Raw genomic sequence first — 25,818 nt, forward strand, 5'->3', positions numbered from 1 at the left:
GGGGTGCGGCAGCCCGGGCCCCCCCCCCGCCTGTTCGTTTAATCGCTGGCTTCGTCAACCAGATAGACAATGGAGTAATAGGGAATGCCGCCGTGCAGCGAAAGACCGATCTGGCAGGTGCGGCTGGACGAATAGCCCACCTCGCAGGTGCTTACCTGCATGCGCAGGCCCTTGAGCGCGGCCTCGTTGAGTTCGGGGTGGGTAAAGCCACGGTCGCCAGCCCAGCCGCAGCAGTTGATGCCATCCGGCACCACCACTGTTTCGGCGCACTTGCGGGCCAGTTCTTCCAGCTTGCCCTCAAGACCCATCTTGCGCATGGAGCAGGTGGCGTGCAGGGCCACGGTTTTGGGCAGCTTCTTGAGCTTGAGCGTGTCCATGAGGTTCTCAAGAATAAACTGCACCGGTTCCATCAGCTTGATACTGGGGTCGAGGGTCTGCTTCATGTGCAAGAGGCAGGGGCTGGTTTCGCACAGCACGGGGTATTCGCCGTAGTTGCTGGCCTGGCGCAGGGCTTTTTCCAGCTCCTGTTCCTTTTTGTGGGCAGCATCGGCCAGGCCCTTGCTGGCAAAGGCCATGCCGCAGCACAGCTTGTCCAGGTTATTGGGCAGAATGACATCGTACCCGCCCTTGAGCAGTACGCTGATGACGGCTTCTGGCTCTGTACGGCGGTCGCTGTGTTCCTCGCCGGGGCCCATGTTTCGGGCAATGCAGCTGGGGAAATAGACAACCTTTTTGGCATTGGCCGTGTAGGGCGAGGGCAGAAAGACCGAGCGCCCGCCCTTGGGCATGTTTTTGTTCCACAGTGGCACCTTGTTGAAGGTCAGGCAGCGCAGCAGGCGCGAGCCGTCGCGCATGAGGGTGGTGCCAAGCATGCGGTGCAGGGTATCCACGCCGTTGAGCGCAATGGACATGGCCTTGCAGGTTCCCGCAAAGTGGTCGGCGATGGCTCCGGCAATGTTCTTGCCGAGCGAACCGGCGTCCTTTTTGCGCAGGCTTTTGATGAATACACCCGTATCCACGCCAGCGGGGCAGCGGGGGCGGCACAGGCTGTCTGTGGCGCAGGTGGCCTTGCCCATGTATTCGTAGCCCTTTTGCAGGGTTTTGAGCTCGCTGCTGCCGGGGTCGGTGGCGCGCAGGCGGCATATTTCGCGGTACACGGTAATGCGCTGGCGCGGCGTGAGCGTAAGATCACGCGAGGGGCAGACAGATTCGCAAAAACCGCATTCCATGCACTTGTCCACCAGTTCGTCGGCGGGGTGCAGGGGCTTGAGGTTTTTGAGGTGCCCCTGCGAATCACTGTTGAGCAGCACGCCGGGGTTGAGAATATTTTTGGGGTCGAGCAGGTTTTTGATGCCCTTCATGATGGCGTAGGCCTGCGTGCCCCACTCCAGTTCCACAAAGGGCGCGATGTTGCGGCCAGTGCCGTGCTCCGCCTTGAGCGAGCCATCGTACTTTTCCGTAACCAGCTTGCAGAAGTCTTCCATAAAGCCTTTGTAGCGGGCCACCTCTGCCGGCGCGCCAAAGTCCTGCCAGAACACAAAGTGCAGGTTGCCGTCGCGCGCGTGCCCAAAGAGCGGGGCCACCGTGTAGCCGTGGCGGGCAAACAGCTCCTGCAGGTCGGTGGCGGCTTCGCCCAGCCTGTCGAGGGTAAAGGCCACGTCTTCGATAACAATGGATGTGCCCACAGGGCGCATGCCGCCCACCGAGGCCAGAATGCCCTTGCGGATAAGCCACAGCTTTGTGAATTCCTCGGGCTTGTCGGTAAAGGCATAGGGGCGCACAAAGGTTACGCCGCTGAAGGCAGCGTTGATGGTGGCAATGTTCTTTTCAAGCTGCTCGTGGGTGGAGGCGCGGGTTTCCACCAGCAGTGAGCACACTTCGTCGCCCAGGGTTTCCAGCCCCTCGGGAAGGCCGGGGGTTCCCTCGACGGACCGAAGGGAGGCCCTGTCCATAAGCTCTGCCGCTGCCACGGGCAGGGTTGCCACGGCAGATGCCAGATCGCAGGCGGCCTTGACTGTGGGCAGGAACAGCAGGGCGGAGGCCTTGAAGGGGGCTTCTTCCACTGTGCGGTAGGTCACTTCGGCGATGAAGCCCAGCGTGCCTTCCGAACCAACCATGACATGCTGCAAAATTTCAAAGGGATCTTCGTAATCAACCAGGGCGTTGAGGCTGTAACCCGTGGTGTTTTTGATCTTGAACTTGCGGCGGATGCGGTCTGCAAGCTCCGGCTTGTCCATGATCTGTTTGCGCAGGTCACTAAGCCCGTTGAGAATATGGGCGTGGGTGCGGGCAAAGGCAGCGCGGCTTTTGGCATCTGCCGTATCCAGCAGCGTGCCGTCGGACAGCACCATGCGCGAAGAAATCACGGTCTTGTACGAGTTGTCGGAGGTGCCGCAGCACATACCGCTGGCATTGTTGGCAAAAATGCCGCCGATAAAGCAGCTGTCGATGGAGGCTGGGTCAGGCCCGATTTTTTTGCCAAATTCTGCCAGAATCTTGTTGGCACCAGAACCGATGATGCCGGGCTGCAGTGTTATGCGCTCTGCCCCCTCGCCCACGCGCCAGTTGCGCCAGCCCTTGCCGATGCGCACCAGCACCGAATCAGAGACCGCCTGCCCCGAAAGGCTTGTGCCCGCCGCGCGAAAGGTAACAGGCACACGCATGCGGTCGGCCAGACCCACCAGTTGCACCACCTCGACCTCGTCCAGCACATCCACCACGATTTTGGGAATCAGGCGGTACACGCTGGCGTCTGTGCCGTAGGCAAACCGCCGCAGGGGGTCTGTGTGAATGCGGTCTTTGGGAATAAAGTCCGAAAGGGCTTCCTTAAATTCCTTGTAGGGAGATGCAAGCATGGACAAACCTCCGTGGCGGCTCATGCCGTCATTGCGTGGGCGCTGATGGTGCGCTGGGGGAATTGCTGCCGTTCAAAACCTGGATGGGACCCCGGCAAATGTGCGTATGCGGGGATGTGCTGATCTGTAAATGACAATGAATTAACAGTAACAATTATTGGGGCGGATGGCTACTGTTTTGGGAGCTAAAAGCACTTAAGGACAGGCAAACCTTGTGCCTCTGCCGTCCATGCGCTACAAAAAAATAAAAACAGTTAGCTGATGTCTGTTTATTACGCCCTTGCAGCCGCGCAGGGGCTCGGGGGATTGTATATCTGTTTGGGGGTTCGTGGGTTCTGTTATCTGACCCTTACTGAGGAGGCTTCATGAAACCACTGATCGTCGCTTGCTGTGTTTCTCTGGCCCTGTTGCTGCCCTCGGCAGCCCTTACCTGCACCACTACCATTGTCACCAGGGGGGCCAGCGCCGACGGCTCGGTGATGGTCAGCCATTCGGACGATAACGACCTTGGGGACCAGTCCATCGTGTATGTTCCAGCCCGTGACTGGCCAGAGGGTGCGCAACGTCCCGTATACGATTCTGCCGTGGCCGTGCAGGAAAATCCCGCCACCAATACCTTTCTTGTGCCGCGCCTTTCCGACTCAAAACGCGCGCCCGGCTATAACCACCCCGATACACCGCACACGATTCCCATCGGCTTTATCCCGCAGGTGCGCCATACCTTTGCCTACATTGATGGCAACTACGGCATCATGAACGAGCACGGCCTCATGTTTGGCGAATGCACCGACGGCGCGCACAATACCTGCACGGCTGAGCCGGGCAAGCGCATCTTTTATTCGTCCGAGCTTTCGCGCGTGGCGCTTGAGCGCTGCAAAACCGCCCGCGAGGCCATTGAGCTGATGGGCGCACTCATTGAACAGTACGGCTACTATGGCACTGGAGAAACCCTGCCTGTGGCCGACAAAAACGAAGCCTGGGTCATGGAAATGGCTCCCTCCCCGGCGGGTACGGGCGGCCTGTGGGTGGCCCAGCGCGTGCCGGACGGCCAGTTTTTTGTGGCAGCCAACGAATTTCGCATCCGTGACATCACGCCCGGCAATCCCGACCAGATGTATGGCAAAACCCTGTTTGCCACGGTTGAGCGCTACAACATGCGCAGCCCCAGAGACCCCGCCAAGCCCATGGACTGGCTGGCTACAGTGAGCGACGGCGAATACAACCATCCCTACTACTCGTTGCGGCGCGTATGGCGGGCGCTCTCCATGGCGGCCCCCTCGCTCAAACTGCCCGCCTGGGTAGAGAGTGGTACAACCCGCGCTTACCCTTTCTCCATCAAGCCTGACAGACCGCTGACGATTGACGACCTCAAGCGCATGCACCGCGACCACTACGAAGGCACGGACTTTGACCTCACCAGGGGCGTGGCAGCGGGGCCTTACGGCAATCCCAACCGGTTTCTCGGCCCCAAGGACCCCAGCGGCGACGTAACCCCGGCCTCAAAGCTAGAAGGCGCGTGGGAACGGCCCATGGGCATGTTCTACACCGGCTACACCTATATTGCCCAGTATCAGCCCAAAGCTCCGGAGCCGCTCTCGCTGGTGTGCTGGATGGCGCTGGCCCCGGCGGCGGAATCGGTATTTGTGCCACTGGCCGTTGCGCCCATGCCTGCAGGCTATGAACAGGGCGACACCCGCCGCTTTGCCAACGATTCGGCCTGGTGGGCCTATGCGCTGGTGAGCGAATATGCCAACACCCGCTACGACGCTGTTTCAAAGGATATTCAGGGCAAGGCCGCAGGCATGGAAAAAGCCTTTACCGCCCGCGTGGCCGCCTTGCAAACAGAGCTTGCGCCCAAGGCGGCGTCTGCCCCGGCACAGGCACAGGCCGCCTTTGCCAAGGCCCTGCGTGCACAGGCCGAGGGTGCTGTGCGCGACTGGCGCGAGTATTTTCCGCAGCTGGTGGCGCGGTATTGCCAGGGCTTTATCAACAGCCCCGACAAAATGGCCCAGAAAGTTGGCTATTCCGATGAATGGCTGCGCCGTACAGATTATTACAAGGGCCCGATTTCGTATAAAAAGCCCCGGCAGTAGGCTTTGCAATCTGCCAAACATGTCAGGAGGAATGCTGTATGCAATGCAATCGTCGGCGTTTTCTGCAATCCATGGCAGTGACGGGCGCGGGCCTGTGCCTGCCCACACTTGGCTGGGCGGGCTTTGACCCCCTGTGGAAACCGGGAACAGTCTGCGCCAACCCCATTGATGTGACCGTGTTTGAAATGTTCAAGATCGGCCCCGGCCCCTCAAGTTCGCACACCATCGCGCCCATGGCGGCGGGCAACGACTTTATCGGCCTGTGCGCCAAACTGCCGCAGGAACAGCTGGCCCAGGCAGATGCCATCAAGGTGCACCTGTACGGCAGCCTTGCGGCCACGGGCAAGGGCCACGGTACAGACCGCGCCGTGGCGGCGGGCCTGCTTGGGCAAAAACCCGAGGAGTGCAAGGCCGAATTTCTGGATAACCTGTTTGTAAAACCGGACGACACGCGCACCGTGCTGCTTGGCCCGGCCAAAATTTCGCTCAAGGATTCGGACGTTATTTTTGAGCAGGGAACCATCGAGGCCCCGTTCAGCAACGTGCTGATCATTGAGCTGCTGGGCAAGGGCAAACAGCTGGCCTCGCGCGAATACTATTCGGTGGGCGGCGGCTTTTTACAGTGGAAGGGCTGGAAAGCACCGGAAAAAGGCAAGCCCGTGCATGCCTTTGATTCCATGAACGGCCTGCTCGAAATAGTGAAGGCCACAGGCAAGAGCATTCCGCTCATCATGCTTGAAAACGAGATGGCCATCACGGGGCAGTCGGAGCAGAACATCCGGCAGGGCGCGCAGCGCATCATCCATGTTATGGACAGCTGCGCAGTCACGGGCCTAGGGCTGGAGGGCAAGCTCAAGGGGCCGTTTGGCCTTGAGCGCCGCGCCAAGCTCATGCTCGAACAGGCCGCCCGTTCGCCGGAGCAGGCCGATGCCTTTGCGGCGCGTCTTTCTGCCTACGGGCAGGCGGGCTCGGAAGAAAACGCCATGGGCCACCCCATTGTTACCGCGCCCACGGCGGGCTCGGCGGGGGTTATGCCTGCGGTGGTGCATATGCTCATCAAGGAGCGCGGCAAAACAGAGGCCCAGCTTGTGGACGGTCTGATGGTTGCCTCCATGGTAGGTACGCTCATCAAGCGCCACGCCAGTGTGGCAGGCGCGGATGTGGGCTGTCAGGGCGAGATAGGCTCTGCCTCAAGCATGGCGGCGGCCATGTTGGCGCAGGTGATGGGCGAAACGCCCGATGTTGTGGAAAACGCCGCGGAATTTGCACTGGAGCACCACCTTGGCATGACCTGCGACCCGGTGGGCGGCTATGTGCAGATTCCCTGCATTTCGCGCAACGCCATGAGCTCTGTGAAATCGTGGAACGCCTGGATGATGGCCCGCACCGGGCAGGGAACCAAGCACCCTGTGGGGCTCGACCTGTGCATACGCACCATGAACCAGACCGGCCGCGATATGAAGGACGACTACCGCGAAACCGCCAGGGGCGGGCTGGCCTTGTTCTATACGCAGAGCTGCTAGCGCTTCAAACAATCTGCAAGTCAAAAATCAAGAGAGCTGGAACCTTCGCAGGTTCCAGCTCTCTTGATTTACGTACAGGTAAAATGGCGGAGGGGGAGGGATTTGAACCCCCGGAAGGCTCACACCTTCAACGGTTTTCAAGACCGCCGCGATCAACCGCTCTGCCACCCCTCCGCAGGGGTGTTTTCTCCGGGTTGGTGCAGTGGCGGCCTAAAAGCCGCGTACACGCCGGGAGAAAATGTCGACGGCGCAATTACCCTGTTTGCAAGGCAATAGCGCCGCCGAAAAAATTGTGCCGCTACGCCACTTACTTAATGGCGTCTTTCAGGCCCTTGCCGGGCGTGAACTTGGCAACCTTGCTGGCAGGAATGGTGATTTCCTTGCCGGTGCGGGGGTTGCGACCCTTGCGGGCGGCGCGCTCAACCACTTTGAAGCTGCCGAAACCGGTGAAGGTCACGGATTCGCCAGAGGCCAGGGCTTCGCGCAGCGAGGCCACCACGGCGTCAAGAGCTTCTTCGGCTTTGGCCTTGGTGGGCAGGCCGGCTTTGGCATGGATTTTTTCTACAAGCTCAGCTTTGGTCATGATGCTACTCCATAAAGGATTTCGGTTATTCCCTGCTAGCCGTACCGGGCAACATGCCAGATTGCTGGTTTGTGACCCGATTCGTCGCACTCAAATGAAACTGTCGCCAAAAAGCCGCCAAGGCCTTCTAGCGTCATGGGGGAATCGTAAGCAAAACCGCTTCCGCTGCGGTCAGAACTTTTGTTTCCTTACGTTAGGGGCGGTTTCATGTCAACGAAAAACCGCAGAATCCCGCGTCCGCTCTAGCTTTTCAAGCAAAACCGTTTAGCTGAACAGTAACCGGGAAAATTCTAAAGCCGCACAGTTTGTTTTTTATCCTGCTGAAATATAATGCTTATACAAGCTGGCTACAGATCCACCAGGCTCACTTCGCCATGACCAAGCTCGCGGCCCAGAAAAAGGCTGCCGGTGCGGGCAAAGCGGGCGGTGTTGTCTGTGGTCAAAAATCTGTAATGGGCGGGGCCGTTGCCCTGGCACAGCAGGTTTGTGGCCTTGAGCTCTTCTGCCACTCGCAGGGCTGTGGTGGCGGCAGAATCCACTATGCGCACCTGCGATCCAACCACGTTTTGCAAGGCCTCCTGCAAAAGGGGAAAGTGCGTGCAGCCCAGCAGCAGGGTGTCGGGTGCGGCTGTGCCGGTGGCGCAGGTCTCGTTGGTGCTGTCCGAAAAAATGTCGGCAAGGTAGCGGCTGGCCACTCCTTCAACAATGGGGCCGTTCATCCAGCCTTCTTCTGCCAGCGGTACAAACAGCGTGCAGGCCCGGCCAGTGACAACGGCCTCTGGCCGGATGCGGGTAATGGCCTGCTGGTACGCGCCGCCAGAAATGGTGGCCTCTGTGGCAACAACCACAATATGGCCATTTACGCTGGCCTGCGCTGCCGCCTGCGCGCCGGGGGCCACAACGCCCATGACCGGCAGGGGGGCAAACTGCTCGCGCACGGCTTCAAGCGCCGCCGAGGTAGCCGTGTTGCAGGCGATCACCAGCATTTTTACGCCCATGTCCACCAGCTTTTGGGCGGCCTTGAGGGTGTAACGTATGATGGTGTCCCGCCCCTTGGTTCCGTAGGGCAGGCGGGCTGTGTCGCCAAGGTAGAGCAGGTCTTCGTGGGGCAGGCGTTCTGCCAGCGCCTTGAAAACCGTCAGGCCGCCCATGCCCGAATCAAACAGGCCAATGGGCAACCGCGAAGAATCGTTCATTGCATTTCCTTTACAGTGCCGCGTGCGCAACTGCCTGCGCACGCTTGAAATTTGCGCCAGCCCGAAACAGGCAGAGCGCCCCTGGCTGCCGTGGCAGGCCAAAGACGCTCCGTCCAGAAACTTGTGGGCCAGATTCTCTGGTCAGAAAAATCCGGGCGGCTGCGGCGCTAGAAACCTTGGCCCAAATAGCGCATGGCTGTAAAGAGCAAAACTACGGCCAAAAGCGCCTTAAGCGCGATGGAGGGCACATACTTCTGGCAACGCGCACCGGCGTACATGCCGCACATACCGCCCAGCCCCACCAGCATGCCAAGGCGCCAGTCGGGCGCGACGGCCATGGCCGGGTACAGCGGCGCAAGCATCGCATAAAACGACACGCCAGCCACAGATGTTATAAAGGTGGCAAACAGGGTAGAGCCTGCAACCACATAAACGGGCAGGCCAAAAAACGAAACCAGAAACGGTGCCATGATGGCCCCGCCGCCGATGCCGTAAATGCCGCCGATAAGCCCCACCACAAGGCTCAGCAGCATCAGGCCGCGGGTGGCGACCACGTACTTGGTTTCCTGAAAAACAAAGGCAACTTCCTTCATGTTCCAGTACAGCACGTTGCAGCACATGCGCCTGCCGTTTTTGTCTTCGCACACGGGCGAGTTTTCTTTCTTTTCCTTGCGCGTCCACAGCGAGGACCTGCCCTGCCATGTGGTCAGGGCCATGCGTCCGCCTATGTAAAGCAGCACAAGGCCTGCAAATATCTTGAAGCTATGCGGGTTGGGCAGCAGATTTATGCGTACGACTGCCCCAATAAAAACACCGGGCAGCGTGCCCAGGGCAATGGTAATGGCCAGCGGCCACACCAGCCGCCCCTCTCGCCAGTAGCGCCACACGCCAGATGGACAGGCAATAACATTAAAGAACTGGTTGGTGGCGCTGACGCTGGGGTTGGTATAGCCCAGCACGCTCATCTGAAAGGGCAGCAGCAAAAATGCGCCCGAAATACCGCCCATGGAAGTGATAAAGGAGATGCCAAGAGCCACGGCAAAGGGAACGACCGGGTTGCATTCAATACCAGCAGTGGGAAAGTACATGCGGGCCTCCTGCACTTGTGGCAAGCTATCTATCTTTAAAAAAAGAATTTTATCTGTCTATTGCACATCCTCATGTTCACGGTTTTTATATTAACCGTGAATATTGAGATTGTCACGTAATTCACTACCTGTTTGCTTGTTTTTTTATGGCCCGAATCTGGCGGGGCGTGTCCACTGTGCGCGTTGCCTGCGCAAAGGCAAAAAGGTATACTCTTCTTTTAAAAGCCACTAGCCGCCATTCCCCCCACGGCAACAACAAGCAGAGGATGCACCATGCTGGCCATTCTGGATTATAAGGCAGGCAACCAAACGAGCGTGCGCCGTGCCCTTGAGCATTTGGGTATACCTTGCGCCATCACAGCAGACCCCGCAACGCTGGAAAGCGCCCACGGCATCATTTTTCCCGGTGTTGGCGCGGCCGGTCAGGCTATGCGCGCCCTGCACCCCACCGGACTCGACAATCTGCTGCGCGATGCCGTCAAGCGCGGCCAGCCCCTGCTGGGCATTTGCCTCGGCTGCCAGATTCTGCTTGACCGCAGTGAAGAAAACGACACCAAGACGCTCGGCATTGTGCCTGGCCTGTGCCGCCGTTTTGAAGACAACATGGTTGAAGAGAACGGAACGCCCGCGCCCATTCCGCACATGGGCTGGAACAGCCTGAATGTCACCGCCCCCTGCCCCCTGCTTGAAGGCGTGGCACCCTCGGCGGAATTTTACTTTGTGCACAGTTATTATGTGGAGCCAGACCCCACCTTTGTTATTGCCACAACCACCTACGGCAAGCAGTTCTGCTCTGTTTACGGGCGCGACGGCCTGTGGGCCACCCAGTTTCACCCCGAAAAGAGCGGGCGGCCCGGTCTGACCATTTTGCGCAACTTCTACGATTACTGCGAGGCCCGTCATGCTCAGTAAGCGAGTCATTCCCTGTCTGGATGTGCGCAACGGACGGCTGACCAAGGGCGTAAAGTTTGTGGGCAATGAAGACATCGGCGATCCCGTGGAAACCGCACGCCGCTATTATGAGGAAGGTGCGGACGAGATCGTTTTTTACGACATCACGGCTTCAGCCGAGGCGCGTGGTATCTTTATTGATGTGGTTGAGCGCGTGGCGGAACAGATTTTCATTCCCTTCTCTGTGGGCGGCGGCATTTCTACCGTGGCCGACATGCGCGCCGTGCTGCTGGCTGGTGCGGAAAAGGTTTCTGTCAATTCCGCTGCCGTCAAGGATCCCCAGATCATCAGTGACGGGGCCGATGCCTTTGGCTCGCAGGCCATTGTGGTGGGCATGGACGTGCTTGCCGTGCCAGTGAGTGCTGAAATTCCTTCGGGTTACGAAATTGTCATCCACGGTGGCCGTAAGCGTATGGGGATAGACGCCATTGCCTGGGCACGCCGCTGTCAGGATCTGGGCGCTGGTGAACTGTGCGTCAATTCCATTGATGCCGACGGCACCAAGGACGGCTACGAGCTCAAACTCACCCGCGCCATTGTCGACGCCGTGTCCATTCCCGTCATTGCCTCCGGGGGCGCTGGCGAACCGCGCCATATGCTCGAGGCAGTAACCGAGGGCGGGGCCTCTGCCGCGCTCATCGCTTCCATTGTCCATTACGGGCAGTATTCCATTCGTCAGTGCAAGGAATACATGGCCGAACACGGGGCCAAGGTGCGCACCACCTGGTAGCCTTGCAGATTGCAGGGCAAAATCCGTTGAGGCAATGAGGGCTACACCCGGAAAGAACCATTATGAGTGATAGATATGATTGCGCCACAGGGCAGGTTCCTGCAGCGCTTGCAAAAGTGCTGGGTGGGCTGCCGCGCGTTGCGGTGGCCTATTCCGGCGGGCTGGACAGCCGTTTTCTGTGCCACGCGGCCCTGCTGTGCGGCTGTGATGTGCTGGCCGTGCACGTTTTTGGCCCGCACATTCCCCCGCAGGAAAGCGCCGGGGCCACTGCCTGGGCGCAGCAGCGCGGCTTGCCCCTGCGCACTGCCCGGTTTGATCCTCTGGCCCTGTCAGAGGTGGAAACCAACAGTCCCCAACGTTGCTACGGTTGCAAGACCGGCCTTGTGAACCTGCTGCGCGGTGAGCTTGCAGTCATTGCGGGCGAAGGGCAGGGGCGTGTGCTGTGTGATGGAACCAATGCGGACGATCTGCTGGCATACAGGCCGGGGCTGCGCGCTCTGGAAGAAGGCCGCGTGCGTTCGCCGCTGGCCGAGGCCGGGCTCAGCAAGGCCGCCATTCGCGAGGCAGCCCGCGCCACAGGGCTGGACAGGCCCGAGCAGCGCGCACGGCCCTGTCTGCTCACGCGCATGGCTTACGGCATGCGGCCGGATGCAGCCACACTGGCGCGGCTTGCTGCTGCGGAGGAAGATCTTGCAGAATCTGGTCAGCTGGGCGATTTTCGGCTGCGGCTCACTCCTGAACCCGTGTTGCAGGCAGAAAAAATGCCAGACCATCTGCTGCCTCGGGTGCAGTGCATTTTGCAGCATCTCGGATTCTGGCCCTGCAAGATGGAAATCGGCGGCAACATCAGCGGTTTTTATGATGCTGGCGGGGTTGGTCGCAAATCATAACACATCTTGCATGTTTTTGGCCTCAAGTGGCTGTTTTCGGCCCCACATGCGCCTCAGGGCTGGACTTTGCCAATAAAAGGGCCTATGAATACCCACTTATATCAACGGGGCTTGCCCCTGGAGGGAACCATGGCACATAAGAAAATTGAGCGTAAGAAAGAACTGGATCGCCGTCGTAAGCGCCGTGAAGAGCGCCTGAAGCAGCGCGTGCGCGAAGCCAAGGCCGCCAAGGCCTAAGCTTTTACACGGGAACCGGCGTTCCGACGGCTGCGAATCTGCGCGCCGTCACAAATATGGTGCTCAGCCCGGCTGCCTTAGCGGCAGCCGCGCAGGGCGCAAACCAGCAGCAGCGGTCAGCGCGGCGGCATGCCGTGTCATGGCCTTTTTAGCATTACCATGCCTATCTACGAATATCAGTGCCCCAAGTGTCAGCATACGTTTGAGGAATGGGTCAAGGCATCGGAATCCCACGGGCAGGAACCCTGCCCCAAGTGTGGTGAGTCTTCGCCCCGTATCATGTCGCAGACGTCGTTTGTCCTTAAGGGCGGCGGCTGGTACGTGAGCGACTACGGTTACCGCAAGGGCGTGAACGAAGAAGGCGCTTCCAGCACCAGCTCGTCCTCCACCTCTGGCGATTCTGCCGCGTCCTCTGGCAGCCAGGCAGCTGAAAAAGCGCCCGCAGCTACCCCCGATTCAGGAACCAGCGCCGCCAAGGCGGCTCCCGCCCCTTCGCCAACCACAGGGGCCGCTGCGTCGGCTCCCACCAAGGCCGCCAGCGCGGCTTCATGAGGCAGCCATGATCGATCGCTACACCCGTCAGGAAATGGGCCGCATTTGGACCCTCGAAAACCGCTATCAGGCATGGCTTGATGTGGAAGTGGCTGTTTGCCGGGCCTGGAGCGACATGGGCCGCATCCCGGCTGAAGCGGTAGAAAATATCACGGCCAAGGCGTCCATTGATGTGGACCGCATTCTGGCCATTGAAGAAGTGACCCGCCACGACGTCATCGCCTTTCTGACCTCGCTGGAAGAAAAGGTGGGGGCTGAAGCCGCGCGTTATATCCACCTTGGCTGTACCTCGTCCGACATCGTGGACACGGCCAACGCCCTTCTGCTTGTGCAGGCTGGCCGCCTGATCCTCAAGGATATTCGCGGCCTTCTGACCGCTATTGAATCGCTGGCCAACCGTCACAAGGGCGTGCTGTGCATGGGCCGCACCCACGGCATCCACGCCGAACCCACCAGCTTTGGCCTTAAAATGGCCGGATTCTACGCCGAATTTGAACGCCATCTGGCTCGGGTCGAAGCCGGTGTGGAAAGCATTCGCGTGGGCAAGATTTCTGGCGCTGTGGGCACGTATGCGTTTTTGTCGCCCGAGCTTGAGCAGCGCGCGCTGGGCTACCTTGGCCTTGAGGTTGACCCGCACTCCACACAGATCATCCAGCGCGACCGCTATGCGCACTTCTTCACCTCGCTGGCCGTGCTGGCTGGCGGCGTGGAACGCCTTTGTGTTGAGCTGCGCCACCTGCAGCGCACCGAAGTGCTGGAAGTCGAAGAAGGTTTTGCCAAGGGGCAGAAGGGTTCGTCGGCCATGCCGCACAAAAAGAACCCCATCTCCGCCGAGAACATGAGCGGTCTTTCGCGCCTGCTGCGCACCAACGCCCTTGCCTCGCTGGAAAATCAGGCTCTGTGGCACGAGCGCGACATCAGCCACTCTTCCGTTGAGCGGGTTATCATGCCCGATTCCACCATTCTGGCCGACTACGTGCTCACCCGCCTCACCAAGCTGCTTGAAGGTCTGGTGGTCAAGCCCGAGCGCATGCGCGAAAACATGGAGCGTTCTTACGGTCTCTATTTTTCGCAGCGCGTACTGACGGCCCTGATCGCCACGGGGCTTCCGCGCCAGCAGGCCTACGAGGCCGTGCAGCGCCTTGCCATGCAAAGCTGGGAGAGCCGCATTCCCTTCCCCGATCTGGTGCGCGGTGATGTCGACATGAGCGGACGCCTTGGCGAAGCCGCACTGGCCGAGCTTTTTGACCCGGCCTACTATCTGCAACACGAAGACGAAATCTTTGCCCGCGTATTCAAGAACGCTGCGGCCAATAAGGCGTAAGGATCTGTCATGCATACTCCTTCTTCTGAAGAACTGCTGGAACTCAAGCGCCGTTTGGCTCGTTTGCTGGTTGAAAAATCTTACCGCGAGGGAGATTTTGTGCTGGCATCAGGCCGCAGAAGCGACTATTATTTTGATTGCCGCGTCACGGCGTTGCATGCCGAAGGTTCGTGGCTTATCGGAACCCTGTTCAACCACATGCTTCGCGAGATGGACATCAAGGGCGTTGGCGGCATGACCATGGGCGCAGACCCGCTGGTTGCCGCTACAACCGTTATTTCGCACGAGCAGGGCAGACCCCTCGATGGTCTTCTGGTTCGCAAAGAAGCCAAGGGCCACGGTACGGGGCAGTTTGTGGAAGGTCTGGGCAACTTTCATACGGGTGACCGTGTGGCGATGCTTGAAGATGTTGTTACCACCGGCGGTTCTCTGCTGAAGGCCTGTGATCGCGTGCGCGATGCCGGCCTGTCCATTGTGGCGGTGTGCGCTATTCTGGATCGGGAGGAAGGTGGCCGGGAAAAGCTCCGTGAGGCGGGATATGACCTGCTTGCGCTCTTTACCCGTGCGGAATTGGTGGCTCTTGCGCGTTAAGGCAGCCACCGCCCCCTGTGCCTCGGTCCATGGGGCCGTGGCGCATGGTATGTTCAGCTCTGTGGCTGTGCGTGTGCTCGGCGGTTTGCGCCAGTGCCTGGCGTGCGGGCTGCTGGCCTTTGGCATTGGCTGCCCCCTGGCTTCGCCGCACCTGGCCCAGGCCGAAGAATGGCAGGCCTCGCTGTACAACGAGGGGTTGCCTACCCATCTGGTTGCTGTTGATAAAAAGCGCCAGACCTTCATGTTTTTTGAGAAAAAAAGTCCCCTCAAGCTCAAGTATACCTACCCCTGCACAACCGGTCAGCTCACGGGCGACAAACAGTCGCTCAACGACCTGCGCACCCCCGAGGGCATCTATTTTGTGGAATACAAAATAGCCAGCGGGCTGGATTTCAAGGAATACGGCGGCATAGCCTATACCCTGAACTATCCCAACCCGGTGGACAGGCTGCGCGGTAAAACCGGCCACGGCATCTGGATACACAGCAAGGGTTTTGGCATTGAGCCTCTCGCCACTCGTGGCTGCGTGGCCATTGGTCTCAAGGAAATTGACGAGGTGGGCCCCCAGCTCACCCCCGGTACCGCCGTGGTGCTGGCTGAAAAAATGGACGAAACCGCCCAGCCCCGGTCCGACACTGGCACCGCCCAGGAACTGCGCCGTCTGATGCAGAACTGGAGCAATGCCTGGGCCTCGCGCTCGGTGAAGATGTTTGACTACTACGATCCCGATGCCTATTCCAAAGCCATGACAGAAAATTTCGTCGCTTTCAGGCAAAACAAGGAACGTCTGTTCAAGTCACTGCAATTCATCAAGATATTCAATAGAAAAATCAATGTGCTGGAAGGCCCTGGTTACTGGGTAACCTGGTCAGAGCAGCTCTATACGGCATCCAACCTTTCCACCGAGGGTGTACGCAGGCTGTACTGGCAGCGCGGCAAGGACCAGAAATTCCGCATTGTCGGCATGGAGTGGGCCCCCCGCGATCTTGGCATGCGTGCCGATTTTCAGAAAGGCCAACTGGTGGCCGAGGCTCCCCTGCAGCAGGTCAGCGACGCTTCTTCCGAGGCGCCGCAGCCGCCTCGCCTCGACATGCCTGAAGCCGCGCCGGAAAAAACCGCGCCGGTTGCCATGACCGTGCCGCAGCCCTCACAGGACAAAACAGCACAGGCCGCCACCGCCAAGCCCGGTCAGGGCGAAAAACTTGTGGCCGCCAATGATCCTTTGGTTCCCAAACGTGGCAGCACGCCGCCCCCGGCTGAAGTGAACTGGGGCGCTCGCCCCAGCATGGAAGAAGCCGCCCGCACCGAAGCCGAAGCCGCGCAGAAAAATGCGGCCGCCAAGGCAGCAGAGCAGGCAGCCCCGCAAACTCCTGCAGCTTTGGCAGCCAGCCAGCTGCCGCCGCCCGCGTCCGTGCAGGCTCCTGTTCAGGCCCCGGCAACAGCTCAGGTGGCGGGTCAGATGACCGCGCAGCCTGTGGCGCAAGCCGCCGCGTCAACCCCGGCTTCCGCTCCCGCTCCGCTGGCACTCACGCCAGATGTGGTGGCCGGACTGGAAAAGGCTGTTAAGGCCTGGAACGCGGACTTTGCCTCCCGCTCCATGGACATTGCCTCTCTGTACGACCAGGCCCGCTTTAACCGCGAGGCGGGAACCCCGCGCGGTTACTCGTACAATTCCACCATGCGCGAGTTCGAGCGCCGCTTTGCAGCGCCCTGGCTGCGCCTCATAAGCCGCAAGCCCAAGTTTGAATTGCAGGGCACGCTGGCCGTGAGCCATGTGGAACAGCTGGTGGTGACCCCCAACGCCATGGAACAGGGCGTGCGCAGCTTCTGGTGGAACCGTGATGACAAGGGCGACTTCCGCATTGTTGCCACGCAGTTCAGGCCGGACGAGCTGGGCCTTGCCGCCGATTATCTCGATCAGGTAAGCGACGACGTGAGCGCCATGGTTGAAAAGTGGCGTAAGGCATGGGAAGCCGGACGGATTGAGGAATACATCGAATACTACGCCGACGACGCCATCCAGCAGGGCCGTTGGGGCGCAAAGAATATCCAGAAGCAGAAAGAACAGCTCTGGCAACGGGTCAAGCCCACGCTTGTGCAGATTACCGGCCTGCGGCTGGTGGCTGACAAGCAGGGCATACGCGCAGACATGAATCAGGTTTACGCCGACAGCTCTGGCCATACAGACCGGGGTACAAAGACCCTGCTGCTGCGCTTTGACGGTAAAAACTGGCGCATAGCACGCGAAGACTGGGCCTTGCTGGGCGCTCCTGTAGAGCCCGTGGGTACTGTTCAATAGAAGCGACATCACATTGGCCGTCCTACCTGGGCGGCCAATGCTTACTGGTCAGCAATGACGGTGGGGAATCATAACAGCTGGTTATGGACGGCCACCCCAGGATTCAAACGTCATTGCCCGTGAGGACTGTTTGAAATATAGCGAAAACCTCAGCATAATCCTGATGCGGGATAACGGTCCCCGGCGTAGCTATCGAGTGCGCAGGGCGCGTTTTGTGGCGGCCCTGACCGTGATGGCCTGCATGCCACTGCTTTGCGCCGTGCTGGGCTGGCTGTGCTGGACGCTGTGGCAGCAGAACGTGCAGTTGCGCGACAACGTGCTGCGTTTTGAAAGCGACTATCAGGTTGCCCAGGCCAATGCCGAACGGCTGGAAAATCTGGAAGAACTGCTGCGCGAAGAAAATATTCCCGGTCGTGAGCTTGTACTTCGCAGGCTTGGTACCGGCGGCGCAGCTGCAGAAGCCCCGGGTGAAGGTCCGGCTGCGCCTGCCAGCAATGCCCCCGCTGCCGAAAAGCAGGCAAAAGACCAGCCCAAGGATGCCGCGCGGGCCAATGACGGTCCGGGACACGAGGACTTTCCCTCCATTGACCTTGATTATGTCAAGGTGGGCAACGTTCAGGTGCGCGAAATCCGGGGTGGCAAGCTTCGTCTGGCCCTTGATCTGCGGAATACCGACAGCCAGAAGATTCTTTCGGGCGTGGTGAGCGGCACTCTGCTTACTGCAGATGGTAAAACCTACCCCCTGCGTTTTGATCAGGAAGACGTGGGCAATTTCCGCATCAGCCGCTTCAAGCGCGCAGTCATGGTGGCCGCCACCGAAAAACAGATAAGCCTCACCAATGCACAGGTCATTCTTGAAGTGCGCAGTCAGGAAAACACCGTGGTGTTCCGCAATATATTTGCCGTGGAGCATTAGACTGCGGTTTGCAGCGCGGGCAGGTCACATGCTTCAGGAACGGGCCGGGGCAGACAGAGCGGAGCGGACGTAAAGCGGAGGCCGCATTGGCTGATCATCCCCAGTATAGTTGCCAGTTTGCAACCATCCATAGCGATTGGCCCTGGATGCGCCAGACAGAAGACGGCTGCGGCGGCATGGGTCGTGTCCAGTTTGCGCTTGCGCAGCAAGCCGTAGAGGCGCAGCCCAACCCCCGGCATGCTGAAATATGGCTGGTTGTTTTTGACGAAGCTCCGGCGGGATTCTGTACCACCGTACCCCGTGAGCGGCGCATCCTGTATGTTACAGAACCGCCTGAAATCAAAAAATACCCCCGCTCCTACCTTGCCCAGTTCGGCATTGTTGTTTCGCCCTATGATTTTCGCTCTGTTGAGCGCCGCAGCATGGTCATTGGCAACCCCTGCCTCAACTGGCACTTCGGGGTCAGCCGCAGCGACAGCGGCTACGTGAGCAAATTCGGCAAGCTGGACGATTTGCGCCACCTGCCAATGCCGCAGAAAACGGGCCTTGTTTCAGTGGTCTGCTCAAATAAAACCGCCACCGAGGCCCAGCGCGCCCGCCTTGCACTGGTGGAGCTGCTCAGAGATCGGCTGGGGGACGCCCTGCATGTCTATGGTCGCGGCTTCAACCCCGTGGACGACAAAATGTCGGCCATTGCGCCCTACAAGTACCATGTGGTGCTTGAAAACAACCTGCTTCCGTACTTCTGGACAGAAAAACTCTCTGACGCATGGCTTGGCTGGTCGCTGCCGCTGTATCTTGGCGCACCCAACCTTGCTGAAGCCTGCCCATCTGCAGGCATTGTGCCCCTGCGCCCAAATGCGCCCGAAGCCAGCGTTGCGCTGGTAGTACAGGCTCTTGAATCACAATTGTGGGATATCCGGCAGGCCGAGCTGGCCCAATGCCGTGCGTGGATGCTGGAAACCACCAATGTCTTTGCCTCAGCGGTCCGCATGCTTGAAACGGCGACAGACTATCGCCGCAAGCAGCCCATGCTTGCGGTGCCAGAGCCAATTTTTGGCGTCAGCAGGGCAGATGTGGCCGCCATGCACCGCCAGGGCCGCACACAAAATCCGTAACGCGTCAACTCCAAGAGCACGACACCCCCATGAGCACTGTCAGGCCCGAAATAACCGTGGCCATGCCCGCCTACAATGCCGCCGCACACCTGCGCGAGGCGGTTGATTCCATTCTCACGCAGACGTTTGAGGATTTTGAGCTGCTCGTGGTGGACGACGGTTCCACGGATGACACCTATGCCATTGCCACGGCCATGGCTGCGGAAGACAGCCGGGTGCGCACCGAACGACTGCCAGACAACATGGGGCGTGCCACTGCCCGCAACATGGCCCTGGGGCGGGCGCGGGGGCGTTACCTGGCCTGGATGGACGCTGATGATATCGCCTTGCCCCGCAGGCTGGAACTGCAGCGCGCCTGCCTTGAAGCGCAACCAGACACACATATTTGCGGTGGAGGCGTGGAATATTTTGGCTACTCCCAGGCGTTGGAACTCTTTCCCGAGCTACCGGAAGCCGCCCGGGCAGCGGCCCTGTTTGGCGCGCCCGTACCCAACGGGTGCTCTATGCTGCGGCTGGACGCGGTGCGCGCCTTTGGCTTACGCTATGACGCAGCGCTGGCGCGGGCAGAAGACATGGCCTTTTGGGCCGACGCCCTGCTGGCGGCTGGCCTGCGGGCCACAAACCTGCAAATTCCACTGTTGCGCTATCGTTATGCGCCTGCGCCACAGGCCCGGCAGTGGCATGTGCGCGCCCTGTTGGGCCACGTGTTTCCGGCTTTGGGCATATGCGCCAGCGGAGCTCAGGCACAGCTTCACGCGGGCCTTGTGTACGGCGCAGCCGCCCATTCTGCCACTGCAACAGACGCGCTGGTCTGGCTCGACACGCTCTGGCAGGCATGGAAGACCCGCTACGGGCACGATGCCCACATGCAGCGGCACATTGTGGTGTTTGCGGCGCGCGTTCTGCGCGAGGTGGTCGCGCCCCAACTGGCGCAAGAGGCTGCCAGTACGCTGCAACATCTTTCCATTGCAGAACTTATGTAAAAATAATTTGCATATCTGACAGGCTTCGTATCTATTTGTTCCGCGCTGTTAGCGCGTTTTTTTACAGCTGGAGGACACCATGCACGATTTTGTCTACTACACGCCCACAAAAATCATTTTTGGCAAAAATACAGAGCAGCAGTGCGGCGGGCTTGTCAAAGCCCACAAATGCCGCAAGGTGCTGATCCACTACGGCGGCCAGAGCGCACTACGTTCGGGCCTCGTGGACAGGATCAAGGCCTCGCTCGAGGCAGATGGGCTGGCATACGTCACTTTGGGCGGCGTGGTGCCCAACCCCCGGCTTTCGCTGATCCGCGAGGGTATTGAACTGGCCCGTAGCGAGGGCGTGGACTTTGTGCTGGCCGTAGGCGGCGGCAGCGTTATCGACTCTGCCAAGGCTATTGCCTACGGGGCCGCCAACGAGGGCGACGTTTGGGATTTTTATATGGCCAAGCGCAAACCCGACACTTGCCTGCCCATCGGCTGCGTGGTCACCATTGCCGCAGCTGGTAGCGAAATGAGCAGCTCCACCGTGGTGACCAACGAAGAAAACGGCTTCAAGCGCAGTTTTAAGACAGACATGGCGCGCCCGGCCTTTGCCATCATGAACCCGGAACTGACCCTCACGCTGCCCGCCTTTCAGACGGCCTGCGGCTGCGTGGATATTCTCATGCACACCATGGAGCGGTATTTTGGCCACGGCTCCAACATGGACATTACCGACAGCATCAGCGAGGGCCTCTTGCGCACGGTCATGCACCATGCCACTGTGCTGCGCGACGACCCGGCCAACTACGAATCCCGGGCCGAAGTCATGTGGGCGGGCAGCCTCTCGCACAACGGCCTCACTGGCTGCGGCTCGGACGGTGGCGACTGGGCCACGCACATGATCGAACACGAACTGAGTGGCATGTTTGACGTGGCGCACGGCGCGGGCCTTTCGGCCATATGGGGCAGCTGGGCGCGGCATGTGTTGCCGCAACGCCCCGACCGATTTGCCCTGTTTGCTGAAAGGGTCATGGGCGTTGCGCGGGCTGAGTCCGACACTGTCACCGGCTTGCGCGGCATTGAAGCCATGGAGTCCTTTTTCCGCTCGCTGAACATGCCCATTTCGCTCAAGGAGCTGGATCTCGCCCCCACAGATGCCCAGCTTGCTGAAATGGCGGAAAAAGCCCTTGTGGGCAAAAGCCATATAGGCAGTGTAAAAAAATTGCTGCCTCCCGATATCGTGGCCATATTTGCTGCCTCGCGCTAGGGCGCAACCTCTCTGGCCCGTTTCAGCCATGCGGATGTCTGCACTGACTGAAGCGGGCCAGCTGCATCAGTGCGCACGCAAAAGAGGAGCCTGCATGCATAATGACTTTGAAGCCCGCCTTGCGGTGCGCTTTCCGCGTGCCGTGGTCATGGGCATAACGGGCAACTGGGCCTTTGCGGCGGGTACGGTGCTGCTGGCCCTGCGGCGGCATAATCCGGCCCTGAACGCAGACATCATCGTGTTTTGCGATGGAGCCTTGCCCGCAGAAGACGCCCGCATCCTGCAAGAGCTGGGCGCGCAGCTTGCGCCCTTTACGCCCGTGAATGCCGAGCTGACCGAAGAAGCCCTGTCGGTATTTTCGCCGCTCAGTCTGGCAAAGTTCCACTGCTTTGACCTGCTGCGCCAGTACGAATCGGTTGTGTGGCTTGATTCTGACATTCTGGTGCAGGATTCGCTGGAAGATCTTTTTGCCTGCGGCCCGCTGGGGCTGGCTCTGGAAGACCCGGAATTTTCGGACCCGGCGGGGGCCAAGCCCGCCCAGATTAACCTGCACGGCCCAGTGCAGGATTTTAACGGCAGTGCGGATAACCTGAATTCCGGCGTCATCGTATTTCGCAATGACCTGCCCGAACCTGAAGTACTACGACAGATGTGCATTGATTTTGTGCGCAGGCACGGCAAGCTGCTGCGCTATCCCGATCAGGCGGCCTTTAACGCGCTGGCGCAGATGTTGTTGCGGCAAAACTCACAGTGTGTGCAGCTGCTGCCCCAGCGATTCAACGCCCATCCGCGTAACCCTGCGGCTACCTTTGCGCCGGTGGTGCACGCCTTTGGAGCCTACAAGCTGTGGAACGACGGCCTTACGGCAACGTGCTTTCCCGAGTGGCAGCGCGACTACGCCCGCTGGCAGCGCCTCGGCGGCAGCCCCTATTCCGGAACCGTGGAAAACGCGGAATTTCTTGCAGGCGGCGCATTTTCACTGCTCACGGGGCTGTGTGGTACCATAGAAAATGCCCAGGCGGCCATTGCCGACATGCAGCAAAAACTTGAAGTCGAAACACGGGTTCGCGCCCGTCTGGAAGCCGTGGTCAGCAGGCTCGGCTAGGCTGCGGTTTTCAAATTGCGTGGCCTTGAGAGGCCCCACAAAAAGCCCTTGCGATGGTTGTCGTGAGGGCTTTTTTTCTTGTGTGGGGCAAGGTGTGTCGACCTGCGCAGAGCATGGCAAAAGAGGGTAGTATTTACCTAAATTTTGTTGTGATTTGTCAGGGGGCTGCATATGCCAAAAGGAAATCTGGACAATATCTAGAAAATGGTATGGAATATTACGTATGGTTGTAGTTTTAACTGTCACAGGCTGTGTTTCTGGGTACTCTGTGCAGATTTACGCTAAAGGACCGACCATATGGCCATCAAGGAATACCTGTTACGCAGCTTCCGCATCAAGATTCTTGCCCTGGTGATCGTTCCGCCATGTCTTTTCATTCTTTCCGTTCTGGTTGTTATCTCTGTTTTGCGCGTCCGTCTTTCCGACGATGTTCAGTCTGTACTCAGCGAACACATGAACAGCCTGTATTACAGCCTTATTACTGAGTACAGCAACGAGATCACCAGCAATGTCAACCTGCGCGTCAAGCTCATCACCAATGAGCTGAAAATTCTCGCCGGAACAGCCCAGACCTTCATTGACCTTGGCGAAGACGCCAACAGGGCTGGCGAGGTTCTGCAAGATTATTCATTCTATCATAACGATTTTGTGCACAACCAGCAGCAGAACTGGTCCAACATTACCCGTGGCGCCGCTGATATGAGCCTGAGCGTATGGAGTTACCAGCACGACCATGCGGGCAACATCAACAGAGTCACAAAAACCTATGCTTCTACCTTTGCCGCTCTCAAACCCCTTATGAACGCCATGGGGCGGCGCGGTGCGCAAAAGGGCTGGCTCTACCTGGCTGGGCCCAAGGCTGAGCCCTTCATGCTCGTGTATCCGTGGGCACAGATGCCCGCCATTTTTGATGAAAAATACAAGGGTCACAACAGTCATAACTGGTGGGACTTTTTCTTTCCCGGCATGGTTGAGGAATGGGAAAGGTGGCTTCGGGAGCATCCGACCGAAGCTCTGTCCAGTCAGGACATGACGACCATCACGCCATTTTATGACGATGCTGGCGGCACCGGCACGATGCTTACGTTTTTTTATCCGCTTTGGACGGCAGGGCGGGACGCCAACAGCGGGGCAGTGGCCATTGATATTGGCGTAGATATGCTGGCGGGTATTGTGCACAGCGCCAAAGTCGGTCAATCGGGATTTGCCTTTATCATGTCTGACGAGGGCGAGGGGCTCAACCTCACAGGCGAGCAGAGGGACCAGTTGGGAGTGAGTGATCAGGTGGCCTGTGGTCACGGGGTTACCCGGTACAGCACAAACATATTTTGCAGCACAATTCCAGAAATAGCCTCGCTCAGGCTGCCACCACAGGATGAAGATTACAGGCTGTACACAGTGGCGGGCAGGGACGGCGAATACTATCTGGCAGTGCACGAAATGGGGCGCGTATTGCGGTGGAACGGCAATACCACATCGCCCGCAAGGTTCTTTGTGGTGGTGGCGCTGCCAAAATCTGAAGTTTTCACCATACAGAACGTCATACAGAAGGAAATTGCCGGGGCTTCCTCCTCGGCTCTCGGCATGGCAACCATGGCAGCGTTGTTGATTGGCATGCTGACCATTATGCTGGGTATCCACCTTGTCTTGCGCTGCACCAAGCAGATGCACCTGCTGATGCGGCGCATGGATCAGCTCGGCAAGGGGGATTTTTATTCCGAAGTTCCCGTGATTGTGCAGGACGATCTGGGCAAGCTCGCCCAGATATTCAATACCATGACCGCCGACCTTGCCGCTTCGCGCGCGCAGCTGCAGAACTACGCCACAAGACTGGAAGGAATGGTGGCGGAACGCACAAAGGAACTGGATGAGGCCAACAAGCAGCTGGCAGACATCTCTCGCAAGGACGCCCTCACGGGGCTGTACAACCGCAGGCACTTTGATGAAGCCCTGCCGTTGATGTGGCGTGTGGCCAAGCGCGAGGGCAAGACCCTGTTTCTCATCATGTTTGATGTGGATCATTTCAAGCAGTTCAACGACATCTACGGCCATCTGGCGGGCGATGAATGCCTGCGGCGCGTTGCCGCGCTGGCCACGGGCTGCGCCAACAGACCGCAGGACATTGTGTTTCGCTATGGCGGTGAGGAGTTTGTAGTACTGCTTGTTGGTGGCGCAAATGATGCGCGGCACGTGGGCGAGTGCATACGAAAGGCCGTGGAGGATGAAAAAATTCCTCATGCAGGTGGATGCGACCCGTGGCTGACCATCAGCATTGGCATTGCCTCTGTGCACGATTTTTCCAGTACTTCATCGGCAGATCTTCTGGCGCAGGCAGATGCGGCCCTGTACCGCAGCAAACGTGAGGGCAGAAACTGCATGTTTGAGAGCCGGAACGGTGATCTGGTGGCAGTGAAACCGGAGTAGAGGGCAGGTACAACCTTTCTCAGGGATGAAATAGAAAAATTCATCAAGCCGTATATTCACGGTTGATAGGCAGATGTGATTACGCTTGAGCAAAATTTTTGCGTCAGAAAACGAAAAAAGGTTGGGTGCAGTGTCTGCATCCAACCTTTAACTTTTAATGGTGCGCCCGGCGAGATTCGAACTCACGGCCTTTGGCTCCGGAGGCCAACGCTCTATCCAACTGAGCTACGAGCGCATAAGAACATTTCTGATATGCTTTGTACCGGCGGCTGTCAAGGCCAGTGGACACGGCGCAATCCGGCCAGGTGCGCAGGCCTGGGGCGTGCATAACAGAGTCAGCTGGGGCAGGCTGCGCAGGTTTGCGCGCGGCAGCAATGTGGGATAAAAATATGGGCAAGGGGGCACGCGCCCCAATGATTTGCAATAGTGGAGAATGCATGCGCGATATACTTGTTGGGGTAAGCGGCGCCAGCGGTATGCCGCTGGCCTTGAGTCTTATGCGGCTGCTGGCGGCCATGCCCCAGGTGCGCACCCACTGCGTGGTTTCAGACGGCGCCCGGGCCGTGCTTAAGGCCGAATGCGGCGCGTCTGCCGATGTGCTCACTTCGCTGGCCCACACCGTATATGCCGCTGAAGACCTGGGCGCAGGCCCGGCCAGCGGCTCGTGGTGGCGGCGCGGCAGCGAGCCTGCTGCTATGCTGGTTGTGCCGTGTTCCATGGGTACCGTGGGCGCCATTGCCAGCGGGGCCACGCGCAATCTTGTGCACCGTGCTGCGGATGTGGCGCTGAAAGAGCGCCTGCCTCTGGTGCTTGTGACGCGCGAGAGTCCGCTCTCTGCCATCCACCTGCGCAACATGCTTGCCCTGCGAGAGGCTGGCGCGGTGGTGATGCCGTTCTCTCCTTGTTTTTATCTGCGCCCATCGGGTGTGGACGAGCTGCTGGACCAGTTTTGCGGCCGCATCTTCGATCAGGTGGGACTTGCGCACAACCTTGCCCGCTGGACTGGCGAGGCATAGCCCTGCCCTGCATGTGTGCCGTCTGCGGCCATTCCGTTTTGTGATTCCGTTTATATTCAAGTATTGCTAAAGACTTACGCTGGAGGCAG

20 protein-coding genes and 2 tRNA genes are annotated in these 25,818 nt (G+C 59.2%); 16 read left to right on the forward strand and 6 right to left on the reverse strand.

What is annotated here, in order from left to right; genetic code table 11:
- Window positions 1-38 precede the first annotated feature (38 nt).
- Window positions 39-2,855, reverse strand: a complete 2,817-nt coding sequence (locus F8N36_RS04645; RefSeq protein ID WP_291331636.1) for an FAD-binding and (Fe-S)-binding domain-containing protein — start codon at window positions 2,853-2,855, stop codon at window positions 39-41.
- Between the two features lie 365 nt (window positions 2,856-3,220).
- On the opposite strand from F8N36_RS04645, the gene F8N36_RS04650 reads away from it, so the two are divergent.
- Window positions 3,221-4,948, forward strand: a complete 1,728-nt coding sequence (locus tag F8N36_RS04650) for a C69 family dipeptidase (RefSeq protein ID WP_291331637.1) — start codon at window positions 3,221-3,223, stop codon at window positions 4,946-4,948.
- A gap of 38 nt (window positions 4,949-4,986) precedes the next feature.
- A complete protein-coding gene (locus F8N36_RS04655; RefSeq protein ID WP_291331638.1) occupies window positions 4,987-6,471 on the forward strand; it encodes an L-serine ammonia-lyase in 1,485 nt (494 codons plus the stop codon).
- Window positions 6,472-6,555: 84 nt separating this feature from the next.
- Here F8N36_RS04655 and F8N36_RS04660 read toward each other — a convergent pair.
- From F8N36_RS04660 to F8N36_RS04675, 4 genes are all read right to left on the reverse strand, one after another.
- A tRNA-Ser gene (locus F8N36_RS04660) sits at window positions 6,556-6,645 on the reverse strand.
- A 133-nt stretch (window positions 6,646-6,778) separates the two neighbouring features.
- Window positions 6,779-7,054, reverse strand: coding sequence for an HU family DNA-binding protein (locus tag F8N36_RS04665; RefSeq protein WP_022659096.1), 276 nt, complete (start codon window positions 7,052-7,054; stop codon window positions 6,779-6,781).
- A 347-nt stretch (window positions 7,055-7,401) separates the two neighbouring features.
- Entirely contained in the window at window positions 7,402-8,250 is an 849-nt protein-coding gene (gene murI / locus F8N36_RS04670) for a glutamate racemase (RefSeq protein ID WP_291331639.1), read from the reverse strand.
- A 167-nt stretch (window positions 8,251-8,417) separates the two neighbouring features.
- A complete protein-coding gene (locus tag F8N36_RS04675; protein ID WP_291331640.1) occupies window positions 8,418-9,338 on the reverse strand; it encodes a sulfite exporter TauE/SafE family protein in 921 nt (306 codons plus the stop codon).
- Between the two features lie 273 nt (window positions 9,339-9,611).
- Between F8N36_RS04675 and hisH the strand changes: the two genes are divergently transcribed.
- The 13 genes from hisH (at window position 9,612) to F8N36_RS04740 (ending at window position 24,713) form a co-directional block, all read left to right on the forward strand.
- The gene (gene hisH / locus F8N36_RS04680) at window positions 9,612-10,250 is read left to right on the forward strand and encodes an imidazole glycerol phosphate synthase subunit HisH (RefSeq protein WP_291331641.1); all 639 of its coding nucleotides are present in this window, start codon (window positions 9,612-9,614) and stop codon (window positions 10,248-10,250) included.
- On the forward strand, window positions 10,240-11,019 hold the full coding sequence (gene hisF, locus F8N36_RS04685) for an imidazole glycerol phosphate synthase subunit HisF (protein WP_291331642.1): 780 nt from the start codon (window positions 10,240-10,242) through the stop codon (window positions 11,017-11,019). The genes hisH and hisF overlap by 11 nt, the downstream gene beginning before the upstream one ends.
- Window positions 11,020-11,081: 62 nt before the next feature.
- Window positions 11,082-11,909, forward strand: a complete 828-nt coding sequence (locus F8N36_RS04690; RefSeq protein ID WP_291331643.1) for a PP-loop family protein — start codon at window positions 11,082-11,084, stop codon at window positions 11,907-11,909.
- 396 nt (window positions 11,910-12,305) lie between these two features.
- Window positions 12,306-12,698, forward strand: a complete 393-nt coding sequence (locus F8N36_RS04695) for a zinc ribbon domain-containing protein (protein ID WP_291331644.1) — start codon at window positions 12,306-12,308, stop codon at window positions 12,696-12,698.
- A gap of 7 nt (window positions 12,699-12,705) precedes the next feature.
- Window positions 12,706-14,022, forward strand: coding sequence for an adenylosuccinate lyase (gene purB / locus F8N36_RS04700; RefSeq protein WP_291331645.1), 1,317 nt, complete (start codon window positions 12,706-12,708; stop codon window positions 14,020-14,022).
- Window positions 14,023-14,055: 33 nt separating this feature from the next.
- Window positions 14,056-14,613, forward strand: a complete 558-nt coding sequence (gene pyrE, locus F8N36_RS04705; RefSeq protein WP_291331789.1) for an orotate phosphoribosyltransferase — start codon at window positions 14,056-14,058, stop codon at window positions 14,611-14,613.
- Between the two features lie 49 nt (window positions 14,614-14,662).
- Window positions 14,663-16,912 carry a L,D-transpeptidase family protein gene (locus F8N36_RS04710; protein WP_291331646.1) on the forward strand — a complete coding sequence of 750 codons (2,250 nt, stop codon included), beginning with the start codon at window positions 14,663-14,665 and terminating at the stop codon, window positions 16,910-16,912.
- A 163-nt stretch (window positions 16,913-17,075) separates the two neighbouring features.
- Window positions 17,076-17,828 (forward strand): hypothetical protein, encoded by a 753-nt coding sequence (locus F8N36_RS04715; RefSeq protein WP_291331647.1) that lies wholly within the window; start codon window positions 17,076-17,078, stop codon window positions 17,826-17,828.
- An 86-nt stretch (window positions 17,829-17,914) separates the two neighbouring features.
- The gene (locus F8N36_RS04720) at window positions 17,915-18,946 is read left to right on the forward strand and encodes a glycosyltransferase family 10 (protein WP_291331648.1); all 1,032 of its coding nucleotides are present in this window, start codon (window positions 17,915-17,917) and stop codon (window positions 18,944-18,946) included.
- A 29-nt stretch (window positions 18,947-18,975) separates the two neighbouring features.
- A complete protein-coding gene (locus F8N36_RS04725; protein ID WP_291331649.1) occupies window positions 18,976-19,929 on the forward strand; it encodes a glycosyltransferase family A protein in 954 nt (317 codons plus the stop codon).
- A 79-nt stretch (window positions 19,930-20,008) separates the two neighbouring features.
- Window positions 20,009-21,184, forward strand: coding sequence for an iron-containing alcohol dehydrogenase (locus F8N36_RS04730; RefSeq protein WP_291331650.1), 1,176 nt, complete (start codon window positions 20,009-20,011; stop codon window positions 21,182-21,184).
- 94 nt (window positions 21,185-21,278) lie between these two features.
- Entirely contained in the window at window positions 21,279-22,289 is a 1,011-nt protein-coding gene (locus F8N36_RS04735) for a glycosyltransferase (protein WP_291331651.1), read from the forward strand.
- A 297-nt stretch (window positions 22,290-22,586) separates the two neighbouring features.
- Window positions 22,587-24,713, forward strand: a complete 2,127-nt coding sequence (locus F8N36_RS04740; RefSeq protein ID WP_291331652.1) for a diguanylate cyclase — start codon at window positions 22,587-22,589, stop codon at window positions 24,711-24,713.
- A gap of 158 nt (window positions 24,714-24,871) precedes the next feature.
- Here the strand turns inward: F8N36_RS04740 and F8N36_RS04745 are convergent.
- Window positions 24,872-24,948 (reverse strand) — tRNA-Arg (locus tag F8N36_RS04745).
- 202 nt (window positions 24,949-25,150) lie between these two features.
- On the opposite strand from F8N36_RS04745, the gene F8N36_RS04750 reads away from it, so the two are divergent.
- Window positions 25,151-25,729, forward strand: a complete 579-nt coding sequence (locus tag F8N36_RS04750; RefSeq protein WP_291331653.1) for a UbiX family flavin prenyltransferase — start codon at window positions 25,151-25,153, stop codon at window positions 25,727-25,729.
- Window positions 25,730-25,818 lie beyond the last annotated feature (89 nt).

The organism is Desulfovibrio sp. (assembly GCF_009712225.1).
Lineage (GTDB): Bacteria > Desulfobacterota > Desulfovibrionia > Desulfovibrionales > Desulfovibrionaceae > Desulfovibrio.